This window comes from Pseudomonas entomophila (genome assembly GCF_018417595.1).
GTDB lineage: Bacteria > Pseudomonadota > Gammaproteobacteria > Pseudomonadales > Pseudomonadaceae > Aquipseudomonas > Aquipseudomonas entomophila_C.
Genome location: NZ_CP070982.1, coordinates 3,910,267 through 3,926,219, shown reverse-complemented (window position 1 = coordinate 3,926,219; position 15,953 = coordinate 3,910,267). Strand labels below are relative to the sequence as shown.

Annotated in this window: 8 protein-coding genes; 7 read left to right on the top strand and 1 reads right to left on the bottom strand. The window is 64.6% G+C overall.

The window, feature by feature from the left end; translation table 11 throughout:
• Positions 1-62 precede the first annotated feature (62 nt).
• From JYG34_RS16975 to JYG34_RS16945, 7 genes are all read left to right on the top strand, one after another.
• The gene (locus JYG34_RS16975) at positions 63-1,085 is read left to right on the top strand and encodes an AraC family transcriptional regulator (RefSeq protein WP_213657535.1); all 1,023 of its coding nucleotides are present in this window, start codon (positions 63-65) and stop codon (positions 1,083-1,085) included.
• A 77-nt stretch (positions 1,086-1,162) separates the two neighbouring features.
• Complete coding sequence (locus JYG34_RS16970; RefSeq protein ID WP_213657534.1) at positions 1,163-5,701, top strand: NEL-type E3 ubiquitin ligase domain-containing protein; 4,539 nt, start codon at positions 1,163-1,165, stop codon at positions 5,699-5,701.
• Positions 5,702-5,790: 89 nt separating this feature from the next.
• Positions 5,791-7,434, top strand: a complete 1,644-nt coding sequence (locus tag JYG34_RS16965; protein ID WP_213657533.1) for an AMP-binding protein — start codon at positions 5,791-5,793, stop codon at positions 7,432-7,434.
• Positions 7,435-7,446: 12 nt separating this feature from the next.
• Positions 7,447-8,214 carry an SDR family NAD(P)-dependent oxidoreductase gene (locus tag JYG34_RS16960; RefSeq protein WP_213657532.1) on the top strand — a complete coding sequence of 256 codons (768 nt, stop codon included), beginning with the start codon at positions 7,447-7,449 and terminating at the stop codon, positions 8,212-8,214.
• Between the two features lie 12 nt (positions 8,215-8,226).
• Positions 8,227-9,420 (top strand): acetyl-CoA C-acyltransferase, encoded by a 1,194-nt coding sequence (locus JYG34_RS16955; protein ID WP_213657531.1) that lies wholly within the window; start codon positions 8,227-8,229, stop codon positions 9,418-9,420.
• An 8-nt stretch (positions 9,421-9,428) separates the two neighbouring features.
• Complete coding sequence (locus JYG34_RS16950; RefSeq protein ID WP_213657530.1) at positions 9,429-10,556, top strand: acyl-CoA dehydrogenase; 1,128 nt, start codon at positions 9,429-9,431, stop codon at positions 10,554-10,556.
• Positions 10,557-10,569: 13 nt separating this feature from the next.
• Positions 10,570-11,343 carry an enoyl-CoA hydratase gene (locus tag JYG34_RS16945; protein ID WP_186660474.1) on the top strand — a complete coding sequence of 258 codons (774 nt, stop codon included), beginning with the start codon at positions 10,570-10,572 and terminating at the stop codon, positions 11,341-11,343.
• A 38-nt stretch (positions 11,344-11,381) separates the two neighbouring features.
• Here the strand turns inward: JYG34_RS16945 and JYG34_RS16940 are convergent, their stop codons facing one another.
• On the bottom strand, positions 11,382-15,920 hold the full coding sequence (locus tag JYG34_RS16940) for a hypothetical protein (protein WP_213657529.1): 4,539 nt from the start codon (positions 15,918-15,920) through the stop codon (positions 11,382-11,384).
• Between the last annotated feature and the right edge of the window lie 33 nt (positions 15,921-15,953).

The following is a 15,953-nucleotide window of genomic DNA, read 5'->3' as shown; positions in this document are numbered from 1 at the left end:
GGCGGCTGACGTTTTCTCCGTCGCGGCCTAAGATGGCCGCCACCACATAGACTGGATTGTCGATGAGCGAGAAGGACACCATTTCCATGCAGCTGGTGCGCGAAGCCCTGTTGCAGACTTGCCCGGCGGGCGAGCCCGATGCCGCGCTGCTGGGGCGCGCAGGGATCGACACCGACCAGCTCGAGCTGCCCGAGGCACGGGTGAGCGCCGAGTCCTACGCCCGACTCTGGCGCCTGCTGGCGCGGCGCTGCAACGACGAATTCTTCGCCATGGACCGGCGCGGCCTGCGCAGCGGCAGCCTGGCATTCATTGCCCGTACCGCCATGGCACAGCCCACGTTGGGGGCCGCCCTCGACAGCATGTTGAGTTTCCTGTCGCTGATGCTCGAGGACCTGCAACCGGGCCTGGTGCGTCAGCAGAGCTTGGCCGAGATCGTGATCCACGAACCTTGCGACCCACCGCGGCGGGCGTTCACCTACTTCACTTTCTGGATGATCGTCCACGGCGTGGCCTGCTGGTTGGCCGGGCGGCGCATCCCGATCCTGGCCATCGACCTGCGCTGCGCCGAGCCGCCATTCTGCGACGACTACCGGGTGATGTTTTCCGAAAACCTGCAGTTCGAGCGCCCGCGCACGCGGATGATCATCGCCGCCGAGTGCCTGGAGCTGCCAGTGCGGCGCACGGACGAAGAGTTGCAGCGTTTCCTGGCCGAGGCCCCTGGCAATATCCTGGTCAAGTACCGCGACCCCGCGAGCCTGGCCCGGCATATCCGCCATGTGCTGCTGGGCATGCCGCCCGGCGCGTGGCCGGATGCCGAACAGGTGGCGGGAACCCTGCACATGTCGGTGTCGACCTTGCGCCGGCGTTTGTCGGAAGAGGGCCAGCATTACCAGGGCATCAAGGATGGCGTGCGCCGTGAGTTGGCCATTGCCTGGCTGGCCGAGGCGCAGTTGGGCCTGGGGGATATCGCCGAGCGCCTGGGTTTCGCCGACAGCAGCTCGTTCTACAAGGCGTTTCGCAAGTGGTTCGGCTGCAATCCTGGGCATTACCGCAGCCTGGCCATGCAGGGCGCGGCGCCCGCTTAGCTGGCACCATTTCCTGTTGGGGCAGCGCGCAATGCGTGGGCACTGTGGGGTTCCCCACATGACAAGGTGCCTACACCATGCAAACCCCATCTACCCCAGCTGTGGCGGTCATGACGCCCGAAGCCATGACCGACACCTTTATTGCCAGGCAACTACCCGGCTGGTTGCGCGCCGCTGCGCCTAGCCGGATCCGGGTACTGGCCGGGTGTTTCAAGGCCCATGCGGCGAGCGGCCAGGCACTGGCGACCCTCAGCGATCAACTGGTGTCGGCGCAAGGCTTTGCCGTGCGGCAGTTCGGCCCCCTGTTGGGTGCACTGATTCCGGATTGCCCTCCGTTGGCGTCACTGGAATGGCTGGAAGTACGGCGCCGCTTCAGCGCGCCGCATGGCATTGGTTTGCCCACGGACAAAATTGACTACGTGCGGTTCCCGGCATTGTTGCGCCTGATGCAGGGTTTCTCGTCCGATGCCACCTTCTACACAGGTAGTGGCTTGACCGCCGTGGCTGGCACACAGTTGTTGCATGCCGATGTGGACAGGCTGGTCGCGGATGTTCGTGCACTGGACGCAGGCGGGCAGTATCAAGCTTACCTGGCGCGGCTGTTCACCCCGCAGGCCGAGGCGCTGCTGGCCTCGCACCAGCGCACCGGGTTCGCCCTGGCGTGTGAACTGGGCCTGCTCAATGGCCTTATCGGTGCTGACGAGCAGGTGGCACTGAGCGAACTGCTGGGCCCTGAGCACAAAGCCGCGCAAGACCACTTGCAGGCCTACGCTGGCGAACTGCGCATCCTGGGTTGCACGGTAGCCAATGGCCTGAAGATCCAACTGCGTGGCCCCTCAGGGGATGAACGGGGCGTTGTGCTCTACCTGCCGAGCCTGCCGACAGCGCCCTTGCAGCGGTTCGATTCGCTGGCGCAGATGAACGCGTACCTGGTCGGTGAGCTGTTCAAGGCCGATGTGCATCGGCACTTTCGCGAACTGGTCAGCCTGGCTGACCGTCCGCGGTTCATCGATACCCTGGACCTGCGCCTGAAGGACGATGAGCCAGACCTCGAACTGGAGGGGGCGGTGGCCGACGTCGATGTGTTCACGGCTCTGGCGCGCGCGCAGGTGCAACGCTACAAGGGTGATGGCCAGCTGATGCTGGTGCCCAATGCACAGGCCGACCACCGAGCCGCCGAGCAGCGCCTGAACCGCTGGCAGCAAGTCGGCTGGGGCTTGCTGGGCCTGGCCGGGCTGGCGGTACCCACTGTCGGTGTGGTGCTGTTTGGGAAGATGGTCCTGGACACGCTCGGCGAAGTCTACGAAGGGGTGGTGGACTGGTCCGAAGCGCACCAGCATGAGGCCATGGCGCATATGCTGAATGTGGCCGAGACCGTGGCGGTCACGGCAGCGACGGTCGTCGGCATCGGTGCGGTGGCGCGCAGCTTCCAGGGAAGTGCCTTCGTCGATGAATTGCAGCCGGTGACCGTTCAGGGGCGTGGAGCGCGCTTGTGGAACGATGACCTGCGTGTCTATGAGTCGACGCCGGACCGGCCACAACTGCAGGATAACGGCCTGTACGCGGTGGGGGAACGGCGCTGGATGCGCATCGGCGAGCACTACTATGAAGTGTATCGCCCGGCACAGAACCTGGCGTGGCGCTTGCGCCATCCACGCGGCGAGGGCGCCTTCGAACCGCTGGTCGAGCACAACGGTGAGCGCTTCTGGCGTCTGCGCCTGGAGCACCCACTGGAATGGAATGACAGCCGCGAGATGCTTGCCAGGCTCTGGCCCCATGATCCTCCTCTGACAGCGGAACAGGCCGAGTGGATCCTCAAGGTGGCGGGCGTGGAGAAGGACGAACTGCGGGGCGTGCTGGTCGAGAACCGGCCCGCTCCGGTCAATCTGCGGGACACGCTGCGCCGCTTCGACGCCGATGCCCGGCTCTCGGCACTGTTCCAAGGTCTGCGCCTGCCGGGGGCGGTACTCGAGGATGTCGAGGTGCTCCAGTGGTGCAGAAGCAGGGCCGACATGCAGGGGCTGGACGAGGCAGCTATCGGCGAGCGGTTGGTCGAACAGCAAGCCAGGCTACAGGGGGCTTTGCTCGATCATTTGTCGAGTACCGTTGCGCCCGACGACGGGTTGCTGGCCTTGGTGCAGCGGGATTTCCCGGGGCTGGCGTCGGTGTATGCCCAGGAGCTGTTGCGTGATGTTGAGCCTGAGGTCAGGGCACAGGCGTTGCTGGAGGCGCGCCTGCCTTACTCGCTTGGGCAAAAGGCCCGAGCATTGCTGGGGTTGTCCCGCGTGAACCGCGCAATAGAAGGATTGTACCTGCGCACGGCGTACGCACAGGGAACCGGTGAACTGGTCTTGGCCCTGCTGGGACGCCTGCCAGGCTGGCCCTCGGCACTCAATCTGGAACTGCGCGAAGGTTCGGAAAATGGCCCTTTGCTGGCGGTCCTTGACCCGCAGGGGCCGAGCAGTACCAGGATTGTGCTGTTTGCGCGTGATGGGCAGTACCGCCTTTACGACACTCGGGGGCTTGAACGGGAAGAGGAAGTGGCCGAACCGGGCGGGATCTTCCAGGCCCTTGCCGCGCTGCTGAGCGAAACAGACAGGGCGGCGCTGCAGTTCGATGACGGTGATCTGGCGGAGCAACTGCGCTCGGCCCTGCAAGCGCTGCTGCCGGCGCGACGCAGCGGGGTGTTGGCTCGGCTCGGCTGGAGGGCTTCCACCCCCTGGTTCAACCCAGGCCGACGGTTACCTGACGGTCGGGTCGGCTACCCGCTTGGGGGGCAGGTTTCCCGAAGTTCCAACAGTACACTGAGAAGTCGGGTTCGGGCGCTGTACCCTGGTTTCAGCGATGACGAAGTCGAGTGGTATGTTCAACGCTTGCAGCGTGATCACGCCTGGCCGATTGGCGCCCTGCTCGAGCAGGAACACAACTATGGGCAACTTGACGAGGCCCTGCAGCAGTGGGTAAGCCAGGGTTCAGAAGCGCAAGTCAGGGTGCGGCGTGCCCAGTTTGCCCAGCGTCTGCGCGGTATCTGGCGTTACGAAGGTGAGGTGGCCAATGGAGGGCAAAGGCAGGTCGACGGCATGCGCCTGGATGTTAGCGGTTGGCGTATTGGTCGCTTGCCGAATCTACCGGCGGAGGTTGATTTCAGTCATGTCACCGAGCTGGTGATGGTCAACATGGAATTGACCGAGGTGCGAGGCAATTTCCTTCGCTGCTTCGAGTCCTTGCGTGTCCTGAACCTCAATCACAATCAGCTGGTTGCTCTACCTCCAGGTGTCACGCATCTGGAAAACCTGCGCACCTTGCTGCTGACGTCGAATCGAATTCGCATGACTGAGGTGGACCAGAGCATCCTGGCCACGCTGTCGGGCCTGAGAACGTTGAATCTCGATTTCAACCCGATCAGCAGGATCAACATGCGCTTCGATCAGGTGCCCCAGCTGTCAGAGTTGAGCATGCACCGGTGCGGTTTGCTGGAGATGCCTACTGGCATCGAGTATTGCGGGCTATTGAACATGGCTGACTTGAGCCGCAATTCCATTCAGAGCGTGCCGGAGTCCGTGGCGCGCATGCCATGGTCGTTCAGGCGCCGGTTGAACCTGATCGGCAACCCGTTGGGGCGCCAGTCGATGGAGCGCTTGTATCGGGTCGATGCGCACGAGACGGTGAGGGTCGAGGATGCGGGGCAAGTTGGCGAGGGTAACCAGGGGGCAATGGCCATGGCTCGATGGCTGGCGATCAGTGGCGAAGATGAGCAGAGCCATGCCCTGCTGTGGAGGCGGCTTGAGGCGCTGCCAGGCAGTCGGGGGCTTTTCCAACTGTTGGACGACGTCACCGAAATCCCGGACTTCAGAAGGGCGCCCGACTACATGTCCGCACAGCTTTGGCCTTTGCTCGAAGCGATCGGTGAGGACGAGGTGCTGCGCGAGGAGATATTCCTTCATGCCGACGAGGTCCGGGGCTGTCATGACAGCCATGCGGAGCGGTTCAGCCGCCTGCAGATACACCTGCTGACGGCCAGGGCCCGTCGCCTTGGCACGCAAGGCATGGACGGGGAGCGCTTGTTGACACTGGGGCGTCAGCTGTTCCGCCTGGACCGGCTGGATGAGCATGCCGCCCAGGACGCTGCCCAGAGGGAGCGCGGCAGGCTGGCGGGTGCCCCTGAAATCGATGTGCTGGAGGTCGTGCTGGGCTATCGCTCGGCGCTGGCCGCAGCCCTGGACCTGCCTCACCAGCCCAGGTACCTGAGGTTCGATGGTCTGGCGGACATAACCCAGGCGCGCGAGCAGGCTGCCCTGGCGGTGGTGCGGGCCGCCGAGGCGACCGACGCGCTGGCGCGCAGTATCAGCCGCCGCGACTTCTGGCGTGCCTACCTCGAGCAGCGGCACAGCGCCGCGTTCGCCGCGGTTGCCGAGAATTACGCCAGCCAGGGCACGGCGCTGGACGAGCAGGTCGATGTGCTGACCAGCGATGATTACTCGCAGCGTTGGAACGCGCTGCGGAGCGAGCGAGAAGCTGCCGAGGACGCGTTGGCCTTGCGGCTCACCCAGGACGCGTTGGGCCGGGTGGGTGCTGGCGAGCTGCTTGATCCGGGCGAATCCGCTCAGGCCGATTGACAGCTTTGGCCATTGCCGGATGACACGGCCGGCGCGAACATCATCAGACCAATGGTGCACTCCAACAATAAGAAGCCAGGAGTCTGACGATGCGTGATTACGCCGAGGCCGCCCGTTCGTTCGACCATGCCCGGGCCGCCGCCGCGGCGCTGCATGGCAACCTCGAGGCCCTCAATGCCTGTGTCGAATGCTGCGACCGCCACACCGGCAGCGGCAAGCCGGCCCTGGTCTGGGAAGACCGCGATGGCCGTAGCGGGCGCTACACGTTCGACCAGTTGCAAGCCATGGCCGCACGTTTTGCCAACGTGCTCAAGGCCCAGGGCGTCGAGGCCGGCGACCGGGTCGCCGGGCTGATGCCGCGCACCCCCGAACTGCTGGTGACGATCCTTGCCACCTGGCGTTTGGGCGCGGTCTACCAGCCGCTGTTCACCGCCTTCGGGCCCAAGGCCATCGAGCACCGCCTCGAACAGTCCCATGCCAAGGTTGTGGTCACCGACCGTATGAACCGGCCCAAGCTCGGCGAGGTGGTGGTCTGCCCGACCATCGTGACCGTCGACGCCACCGAAGGGCTCGACTTCCACCAGGTATTGAGTGCTGCGGACAGTGTCTGCGCGCCGGTCATGCGCCGTGGCGACGATCCCTTCTTGTTGATGTTCACCTCCGGCACCACCGGGCCGGCCAAACCGCTGGAAGTGCCACTGCGCGCCATCGTCGCATTCCAGGGCTACATGCGTGACGCCATCGACCTGCGCCCGGAGGACAACTTCTGGAACCTGGCCGACCCGGGCTGGGCCTATGGCCTCTACTACGCGGTCACCGGGCCGTTATCCCTGGGTCATGCCACCACCTTCTACGACGGCCCTTTCAGTGTCGAAAGTTGCGCGCGGGTCATCGACAAGTTGGGCATCACCAACCTGGCGGGTTCGCCGACCGCCTATCGCCTGCTCATTGCCGCGGGGAGCGCATTCTCGACGCCGATCAAGGGCCGACTGCGAGTGGTCAGCAGTGCCGGCGAACCGCTCAACCCCGAAGTGATCCGCTGGTTCGCCGACGAGCTCGGGGTCACCATCCATGACCATTACGGCCAGACCGAACTGGGCATGGTGCTGTGCAACCACCATGCGCTGTTGCACCCGGTACACCTGGGTTCGGCCGGCTTCGCCATCCCCGGCCACCGCATCGTGGTGGTGGACGAACAGGGCTGCGAACTACCCGCCGGGCAGCCCGGCATCCTCGCGGTGGACCGCGAGCAGTCGCCGCTGTGCTGGTTCGCCGGCTACCACGGGCTGCCGACCAAGGCCTTCGTCGGCAAGTACTACCTCTCTGGCGATACCGTCGAGCTCAACCAGGATGGCAGCATCAGCTTCGTCGGCCGCAGCGACGATGTCATTACCACCTCAGGCTACCGAGTCGGCCCGTTCGACGTGGAGAGCGCACTGATCGAGCACCCGGCGGTGATCGAAGCGGCGGTGATTGGCAAACCGGACCCAGAGCGCACCGAGCTGATCAAGGCCTTCGTGGTATTGGCCGGTGGTTACCAAGGCAGCGTCGAGCTTGAAGAGGCTTTGCGCCAGCATGTGCGCCAGCGTCTTTACGCCCACGCCTACCCACGTGAAATCGAATTCGTCGGCGAGCTGCCCAAGACCCCGAGCGGCAAGCTGCAACGCTTCATCCTGCGCAACCAGGAAATCGCCCGACAACAAGCCGCGCAGCCGATCGCTGCGGGCGCCTGAAGGAAGACTGCCATGCACATTGCAAACAAACACTTCATCGTCAGCGGCGCGGCCTCGGGCCTGGGCGCCGCTACCGCGCAGATGCTCATCGAGGCCGGCGCCAAGGTCATGCTGGTCGACCTCAATGCCGCCGCTGTCGAGGCCAAGGCCGCCGAGCTGGGCGTCAACGCCCGCTTCGCCGTGGCCGACATCAGCGACGAACAGGCCGCCAAGGCGGCGGTCGATGCTGCCGTCAGCGCCTTCGGCAGCCTGCACGGGCTGGTCAACTGCGCCGGCATCGTCGGCGCCGAGAAGGTCCTGGGCAAGAACGGCCCGCACGCCCTGGGCAGCTTCGCCAAGGTCATCAACGTCAACCTGATCGGCAGCTTCAACCTGCTGCGCCTGGCTGCCGCGGCCATGGCCGAAGGCCAGGCGGACGAGGGCGGCGAGCGTGGCGTGATCATCAATACCGCCTCCATCGCCGCCTACGATGGCCAGATCGGCCAGGCGGCCTATGCCGCTTCCAAGGGGGCCATCGCCAGCCTCACCCTGCCGGCCGCCCGTGAACTGGCGCGCTTCGGCATTCGGGTGATGACCATCGCCCCCGGCATTTTCGAAACCCCCATGATGGCTGGCATGACCGAGGAAGTACGTGCCTCGCTGTCCGCCGGGGTGCCGTTCCCGCCACGCCTGGGCCGCCCGCAGGAATACGCGGCGCTGGCCCGCCACATCATCGAGAACAGCATGCTCAACGGCGAGGTGATCCGCCTCGACGGCGCGCTGCGCATGGCTGCCAAGTAAGGAGAACCGAACATGAGCCTGAACCACGATCCTATTGTCATTGTCAGCGCCGTGCGCACGCCCATGGGCGGCCTGCAGGGCGACCTCAAGAGCCTGACCGCGCCGCAACTGGGCAGCGCGGCGATACGCGCCGCCGTCGAGCGCGCCGGCATCGATGCGGCCAGTGTCGAGCAGGTGCTGTTCGGCTGCGTGCTGCCGGCCGGGCAGGGCCAGGCACCGGCGCGCCAGGCTGCGCTGGGTGCCGGCCTGGACAAGCACACCACCTGTACCACCTTGAACAAGATGTGCGGCTCGGGCATGCAGGCCGCGATCATGGCCCACGACCAGTTGCTGGCCGGTAGCGCCGACGTGATCGTCGCCGGTGGCATGGAAAGCATGACCAACGCCCCGTACCTGCTGGACAAGGCCCGTGGCGGCTACCGCATGGGCCACGGCAAGATCATCGACCACATGTTCATGGACGGCTTGGAAGACGCCTACGACAAGGGCCGCCTGATGGGCACCTTCGCCGAGGATTGCGCGCAGAAGGGCGACTTCAGCCGCGAAGCCCAGGACGCTTTTGCCATCGCTTCGCTGACTCGCGCCCAAGAGGCGATCAAAAGTGGCCGTTTCGCCGCCGAGATCGTTCCGGTAGAAGTCACCGAGGGCAAGGAGACGCGTGTCATCAAGGACGACGAGCAACCGCCCAAGGCGCGCCTGGACAAGATTGCGCAGCTCAAGCCGGCCTTCCGTGAAGGCGGCACCGTCACGGCGGCCAACTCCAGCTCCATTTCCGATGGTGCTGCGGCGCTGGTGCTGATGCGCCGTTCCGAAGCCCAGAAGCGTGGCCTCAAGCCGCTGGCTGTGATCCATGGCCATGCAGCCTTCGCCGACACCCCGGCGCTGTTCCCCACCGCCCCGATCGGTGCCATCGACAAGCTGCTCAAGCGCACCGGCTGGAGCTTGGCCGAGGTGGACCTGTTCGAGATCAACGAAGCGTTCGCCGTGGTCACCCTGGCGGCGATGAAGCAGCTCGACCTGCCCCACGACAAGGTGAACATCCATGGGGGGGCCTGTGCCCTGGGCCACCCGATCGGCGCTTCCGGCGCGCGCATCCTCGTGACCCTGCTGTCGGCCCTGCGCCAGAACAACCTGCGCCGTGGCGTGGCGGCCATCTGCATCGGCGGTGGCGAAGCGACCGCCATGGCGGTCGAGTGCCTGTACTGAGGTGAACCATGCTGGTAACTGAAGAGCAACAACAGATCGCCGATGCCGTGCGGGCGTTCGCTCAGGAACGGCTGAAACCGTTCGCCGAGCAGTGGGACAAGGCGCATCGCTTCCCCAAGGAGGCCATCGAGGAGATGGCCGAACTCGGCCTGTTCGGCATGCTGGTGCCAGAACAGTATGGCGGCAGCGACACCGGCTATGTGGCCTATGCCATGGCCCTGGAAGAGATCGCCGCTGGCGACGGTGCATGCTCGACCATCATGAGCGTACACAACTCGGTGGGCTGCGTGCCGATCCTCAAGTTCGGTACTGAGGCGCAGAAGCAGCAGTTCCTGGCGCCACTGGCCAGTGGCGCGATGCTCGGCGCGTTCGCCCTGACCGAGCCCCAGGCCGGCTCCGACGCCAGCAGCCTGAAAACCCGTGCCCGTCTGGACGGTGACCACTATGTGCTCAACGGCAGCAAGCAGTTCATCACTTCCGGGCAGAATGCCGCAGTGGTGATCGTCTTCGCCGTCACCGACCCGGACGCCGGCAAGCGTGGCATCACAGCGTTCATCGTGCCCACCGATGCACCGGGTTACCAGGTGGCGCGGGTCGAGGACAAGCTCGGCCAGCACGCCTCCGACACTTGCCAGATCGTCTTCGACAACGTGCGGGTGCCGGTGGCCAATCGCCTGGGCGAAGAAGGGCAGGGCTACAAGATCGCCCTGGCCAACCTCGAAGGCGGGCGCATCGGCATCGCCTCGCAGTCGGTGGGCATGGCCCGCGCCGCTTTCGAGGTGGCCCGTGATTATGCCAACGAGCGCCAGAGCTTCGGCAAGCCGCTGATCGAGCATCAGGCCGTGGCCTTCCGCCTGGCCGACATGGCGACCAAGATCGCCGTGGCCCGGCAGATGGTGCTGCACGCCGCGGCGTTGCGCGATGCCGGGCGTCCGGCGTTGGTGGAAGCCTCGATGGCCAAGCTTTTTGCCTCGGAAATGGCCGAAAAGGTCTGCTCGGATGCCTTGCAGACCCTGGGCGGTTATGGCTATCTGAGCGACTTCCCGCTGGAGCGGATCTACCGCGATGTGCGGGTTTGCCAGATCTACGAAGGCACCAGCGACATTCAGCGCATGGTCATTGCGCGCAATCTTTGAAGGAGCAGTCTGCATGGCATTCGAAACCATTCTGTTGGATATCCACGGCAAGGTCGGCCTGATCACCCTCAACCGCCCCCAGGCGCTGAACGCCCTGAACGCGCAGATTGTCGGCGAGATCAATCAGGCCCTGGACCAGCTCGAGCGTGACCCGAACATCGGCTGCGTGGTGCTGACCGGTTCCGCCAAGGCCTTCGCCGCCGGCGCCGACATCAAGGAAATGGCCGAGTTGCAATACCCGCAGATCTACGTCGACGACCTGTTCAGCGACGCCGACCGCATCGCCAACCGGCGCAAGCCGATCATCGCGGCGGTGTCCGGTTTTGCCCTGGGCGGCGGCTGCGAGCTGGCGATGATGTGCGATTTCATCCTCGCCGCCGACAATGCCAAGTTCGGCCAGCCGGAAATCAACCTGGGCGTGCTGCCGGGCATGGGCGGCACCCAGCGTCTGACCCGCGCTGTGGGCAAGGCCAAGGCCATGGAGCTGTGCCTGACCGGTCGCCTGATGGGCGCTGAAGAGGCGGAGCGCGCAGGCCTGGTGGCGCGGATCGTGCCGCAGGCCGAGCTGGTGGAGGAGGCACTGAAGGTGGCCGCGACCATCGCCGGCAAGTCGATCCCGGTGAGCATGATGGTCAAGGAGAGCGTCAACCGCGCCTTCGAGGTGACCTTGAGCGAAGGCGTGCGCTTCGAGCGTCGGGTATTCCATGCCGCGTTCGCCACCGAAGATCAGAAGGAAGGGATGGCGGCGTTCATCGCCAAGCGCGAGGCGCAGTTCAAGGACCGTTGAGCCCGACGGGGCGCTGGCAGGCCAGCGCCCCTTGGGGCTTACAGGTTGAAGAAGTAGGTGCTGGCGGCTGCCGTGGTGATCGGCGCGCGGTAGACCTCGGTGACCGTGCCGTTGGCCTCGGTCACCTGCTGGCCTGCGGCATGGCGTTGAGCCATGGCCTTCAGGTGCCCCGCGGTGAAATCGACCTTGGCAGCCTCCATGCTCGGGTAATGGAAGTGGGCATACCACAGCGCCTTGCCGTCATGGCTGATGCTGTATTCGTCAAGGAAGTCGGCGGGCCGCCCCTTGACACTGGCCAGGCGTACCCTGGTCCCGACCTTCGCCAGTTGCACCTGGCCTCGCTCGATCAAGAATTGCACCTCGCTCATGCGAGGCCGCTGTGCCAAAGCGGCCTCCATGCGCAGCTGGCTCGCCTTGCTCTGCAGCTCCTCGGCCAAGGCCCGCAAGGCTCTGGCGGTACCTTCGGCATCCAAGCCCTGGACGCCTTCGTCGGTTGCATTATCCTTGGTCAGGCGAGTCTCGATGGCCTCCACCTGCCCGAGCAAACGAGCCTGTTGATGGAGGATGGATTCTTCGATCTCCACCGGCAGGTAGCGGTTGCCCGCTTGCTGGACTTTCACCAGCTCTTTGCGCGCCGTGCTCATCAACCCCGAGCTGTCCCTCAACAGGCGTTTGAGGCTACGTTCGCTGTAGGGTGGTGCGACCTTGGTGGGTTTGAGTTCCACCCAATTGCCCTGCTTGAGATGATAGGTTCGCGTCAGGCTCTTGCTGTCCGGGCCTGGCAGGTCGACGGTATTGGCATCTTCTGCGCGGGGTTCTGCCAGCAGTACCCCGTGTTCGGCAGTTTCGATCAGCCCAGGCACCTTGCTGCGCAGTTGCGCCAAGGTGCGCACGGGTGGGTAGTCCGGCAGCTCCTTCAGGTCTCGCGTGACGTCAGCGAGGATTTCATCCAGTTCGCCTTGCAACTGCTGGGCGGTTTGCCGGGCGGCATCGCCTTCGGTCAGGTCGATGAGGTTGCCCAGTTGGCGGTTGGCGAGCTCGAAGTGCCCCTTGATACTGTGCAGCAGGCGCGTGCTGACCTCAGGGTCCGGTTGCGCCAACCTGAACAGTTTGGCGCGCTGGGCGATCCCCAGCTGCACGTTGTCCCAGAACCGGCCGCGCCAGTAGGGCGCGTCGCCCTGCATGCCGTGGACCAGGGTCATGCGATTGAGCAGTCCCTCCAGGCGCAGAAAACGCAGGACCAGTGCTCGCTCGGCATTGGCGGTCACCGTCGCGGCCAGGTCTCGCCATTGGCTAATCTCAGGAAAGCGCGGGCCAGCCAGCTTGCCCAGTTCATCCTGGCATTGGCGCAGGAGCCTGTTGTTGTCGATCATTCGCTCCAGCAGGGGGGCCAGCTTGTCCAGGAGCTGCGTGGCGCTGCGCACATCCGCCGCGCTGAGTGGCTGGCCTTGCTGCTGTTGTCGGGCAATCTGCAGCAACTGTGCACGGTTTGGCTGGTAGCGCTGGTACAGGATCTTGTGCAGGACACGTTGGCAGAAACTGACGTTATACACGGCGTAGGCATGGACCTTTCTGAAATCCTTGACCGCCCGTAGCGCATTACGGGTCTTCAGGTGTTCGAGGTGATGTTCCCAATAGCTGGAGAGCGCGCTGATGCGGTCCTGGCAAGTGCTCAGTACGCTGTCATCGGTCGTGGCGTTTGTCAGGTTCTCGAGGGTGGTCATTTCCCGGAGCTTGGCCGGGATGAGCGCTTCTTCGGCCTTGATCACGTCGTTGGCGGCACGCAGGGCGTCCTGCTTTTCGAGCTGGAGTTTGCGAAGTTGCTCCGACAGCGGCATGCCACCCTTGAAACCGAGCCTGAGATCGAGCTGCCAGGCCCCTACTTCATTTACCTGTAGCCAGGGGCCGAAGGTCTGATCTGCACCGACAATGCGCAGGTGCTGGCGAGCCGGGTCTTTCACGACTGCGTAGACGTGGCCTTCGAACACCGTGTATAGCGTGGCGCCGTGCAGGTACAGCCCCTGGAGCTCGCCAGCGGGTATCGGCGCACCGAGGTCCGCGGCCCGGATCGGGGCCTGGAGTCGCTCTAGCTGTTGGCGCTGTGCTGGGCTGAGCGTACGGTTGGGGCGGGACCAACTGAAGTCTATGAGCGTCGCGTGGGCAGTGGTCACCTCGGGGGTAGCCACGTCGGACGCCATGGGGCGTTGAGGCGGCGCAAGGGGGGCAGGGCTTCGCGCCTGCTCCAGCTGTAGCCGGAAGAGCGAATGGGAAAACAGCAGCATGGCGATATTCACCAGCAGGTCGACCATGGCCAGGCGATGTTCGGTGGGGTCACGCTCGCTGTCGGATGTGGTGAACCGAGCCAGGGCAATTTCCATCTGTGCCAGCCAGGCGACCTTGCCCAGGGTACTGCCGGCCAGCGGCAGCAAGGTGTTGAACAACAACCAGCCGAGTTCCTTCCAGCTGTTCCAGCGGGTTTGCGAGGTGCTGACGGCCTGCGCGTCGAAGCGCGCGATGGATTCGTTCACACAGGCCAGGTAGAGCGCCTGGCCCACGTCATCCTCGGCAGGCTCCAGTGCCAGGCTGACCGGCGCAGGTGTAGCGAAGGGCACGGCGCTGGTGTCGTCCAGCGGCACGAACAGGTGCGGCTCGAGGAAGCCACCATGGGCGTAGAAGCGCCGGTCCTCGCTCGGCAGGCGCTGCAGCAGGTCGTCCTGCAACGCCCCTGGTGTGCTGATGGCGACGAACAGCGCCAGGCGGTCGCTGAAATACAGCAGCGACTCTTCATGCAGGGGCCGATACAGCAGGCAAGCCTCGCCATTGGGGGCCTGTGCCTCGATAAGCCAGGTATTGCGCGGATGATCCACTGTGGCACCAGCAGATTTGATGAAGCCCAGTGGGCGCATGACCCACCTGGGATCCGTCATCGAGGGGGAGGATGAGAACACCTGGCTGATATGGTCGACGATTTGCCTGTCGGGGATCTTGCCTTGCAGGTGCAACTCCATCGCCAGCGCCGGCAGTTGCGCCTCAAGCTGTGCCTTGAGCCGTTGTTGTCGCTGCTGGCGCTGTGTCATGTCATCGAGCAGCTCGCGCCGCAGCAAGTCAGGGTACGTGGTGGCGATATCCAGCTCGCTGATGAGCGTGCGCAGGTAGTGCTCGGTCATCCACGTGGGCAGGGGGTCGGTAGTGGTGGACGTGAGCGTTATTCGCCCAGGCTTTAGCAGACCCAGGTTGCCGATGGCCAGCTGTGCCAAGGTGAACTCGACGGGTGTTACCTCGCCACTGGTCACGACGGAGCCTTGTACCGGCGCGGTGGCCGCGGCGACCTGGTAGTTGGTGACACGCACCTGCTCCGGTTTGCAGGCATCGTTGGGATGATCGGCTGTCAGGCGTTGGGCCAGTTGCTGGTTGGCGTAGGTCTCGGCGGTGGGCACGCCGTCCAGCCAGGAGCGCCCCTTGGCTTCGTGATAGCGTTGCGCGACGTCGACCAGCAGGGTGCTGTAGTGCATCAGGGGACGGCTCGGAGCGTTGCGCAACCAGTCGGGCAGGTGCGCTGAGAGCGAGCGGCGCTGGGCCTCCTCGATATCGCTGCACAAGTCGACCATGGAGGTGAAACGGTCCATGTCCAGGTTCAGGGTGATTGCATCGAGTGCTCTGTGATAGCGCCCGGCGAGGGTTTCGACTACGCGCAACTGCTGGTTCAGCAGGCCCAGCGCCTGATCCTCGAACACTGACGATGCGACGGGTGTGATATCGATGCGCAGCGGGGTTTGCCGGGTAGTGCTGGCGTGGTAACGCGCGATGGTTTTCAGCAAGTCCTGGCGGGAAGCGAAGCTGAGCAGTTTGCCGCTGAGGGTGTAGAGCAGGGTCAGGTTACGCGCCGGCTCCCCATCAGCGAGCTCGATCAGCACAGCACTGGCCAGATCCACGTCGAGGTTGCTGTCGTTCGCATAATCGACCCTCAGGCCGGAGACAACCAGGCCCTTGGCGTTGGGCCATTTACTGCGTTGGGCCGCGTCTGGATAGGCATGCACCAACTTAGCGGTCGCCAGGGCGAATGTGGGCAAGCTACCGGCCGTTTGGTGAGCATCGATGGCGGTTTGCAGTTGTTGGCGCAGATCGTTGGCGTACCACTGCCAAGGGGTTTCGCCGCTGCTGTCGAACAGGCTCCAATACCTGGTCAGTTGCTGTTGGTGAACGGTGAGCAGCACAGGCCCCGCCTCGTTGATGAGCAACTCGACCTCGTGCAGGTCGATTTCCAGCGTGGCATCTTCGCCCGGGCGGGCAATCAGGGCGTCGGCACCCACTGTCAGGTTAAGTGTGCGACGCCTGCAGTAACGTTCGACCAGTACTTGCGCCAGAGGTCGGGTGTAGGTGTTTTCGGTTTGCGGGAGGCGCGTCTTCAGGAACAGGCTGAGCGGATCGTACTGCCGGCTCAGGTGGCGTTGTTGCCATTGGTCGAGGAGGAGATACTCGGCAGTCTCCAGCAAGGTCGGGCGATCGTTGAAGCGCTTGGCGACCTTGCAGTCGAGACGGCTGAATTGTGCCAGGCGTTGTTGCAGGTTGTCGTTCATGGCAGGGGCCTGTGGGTGAAGGAGCCCCATCAA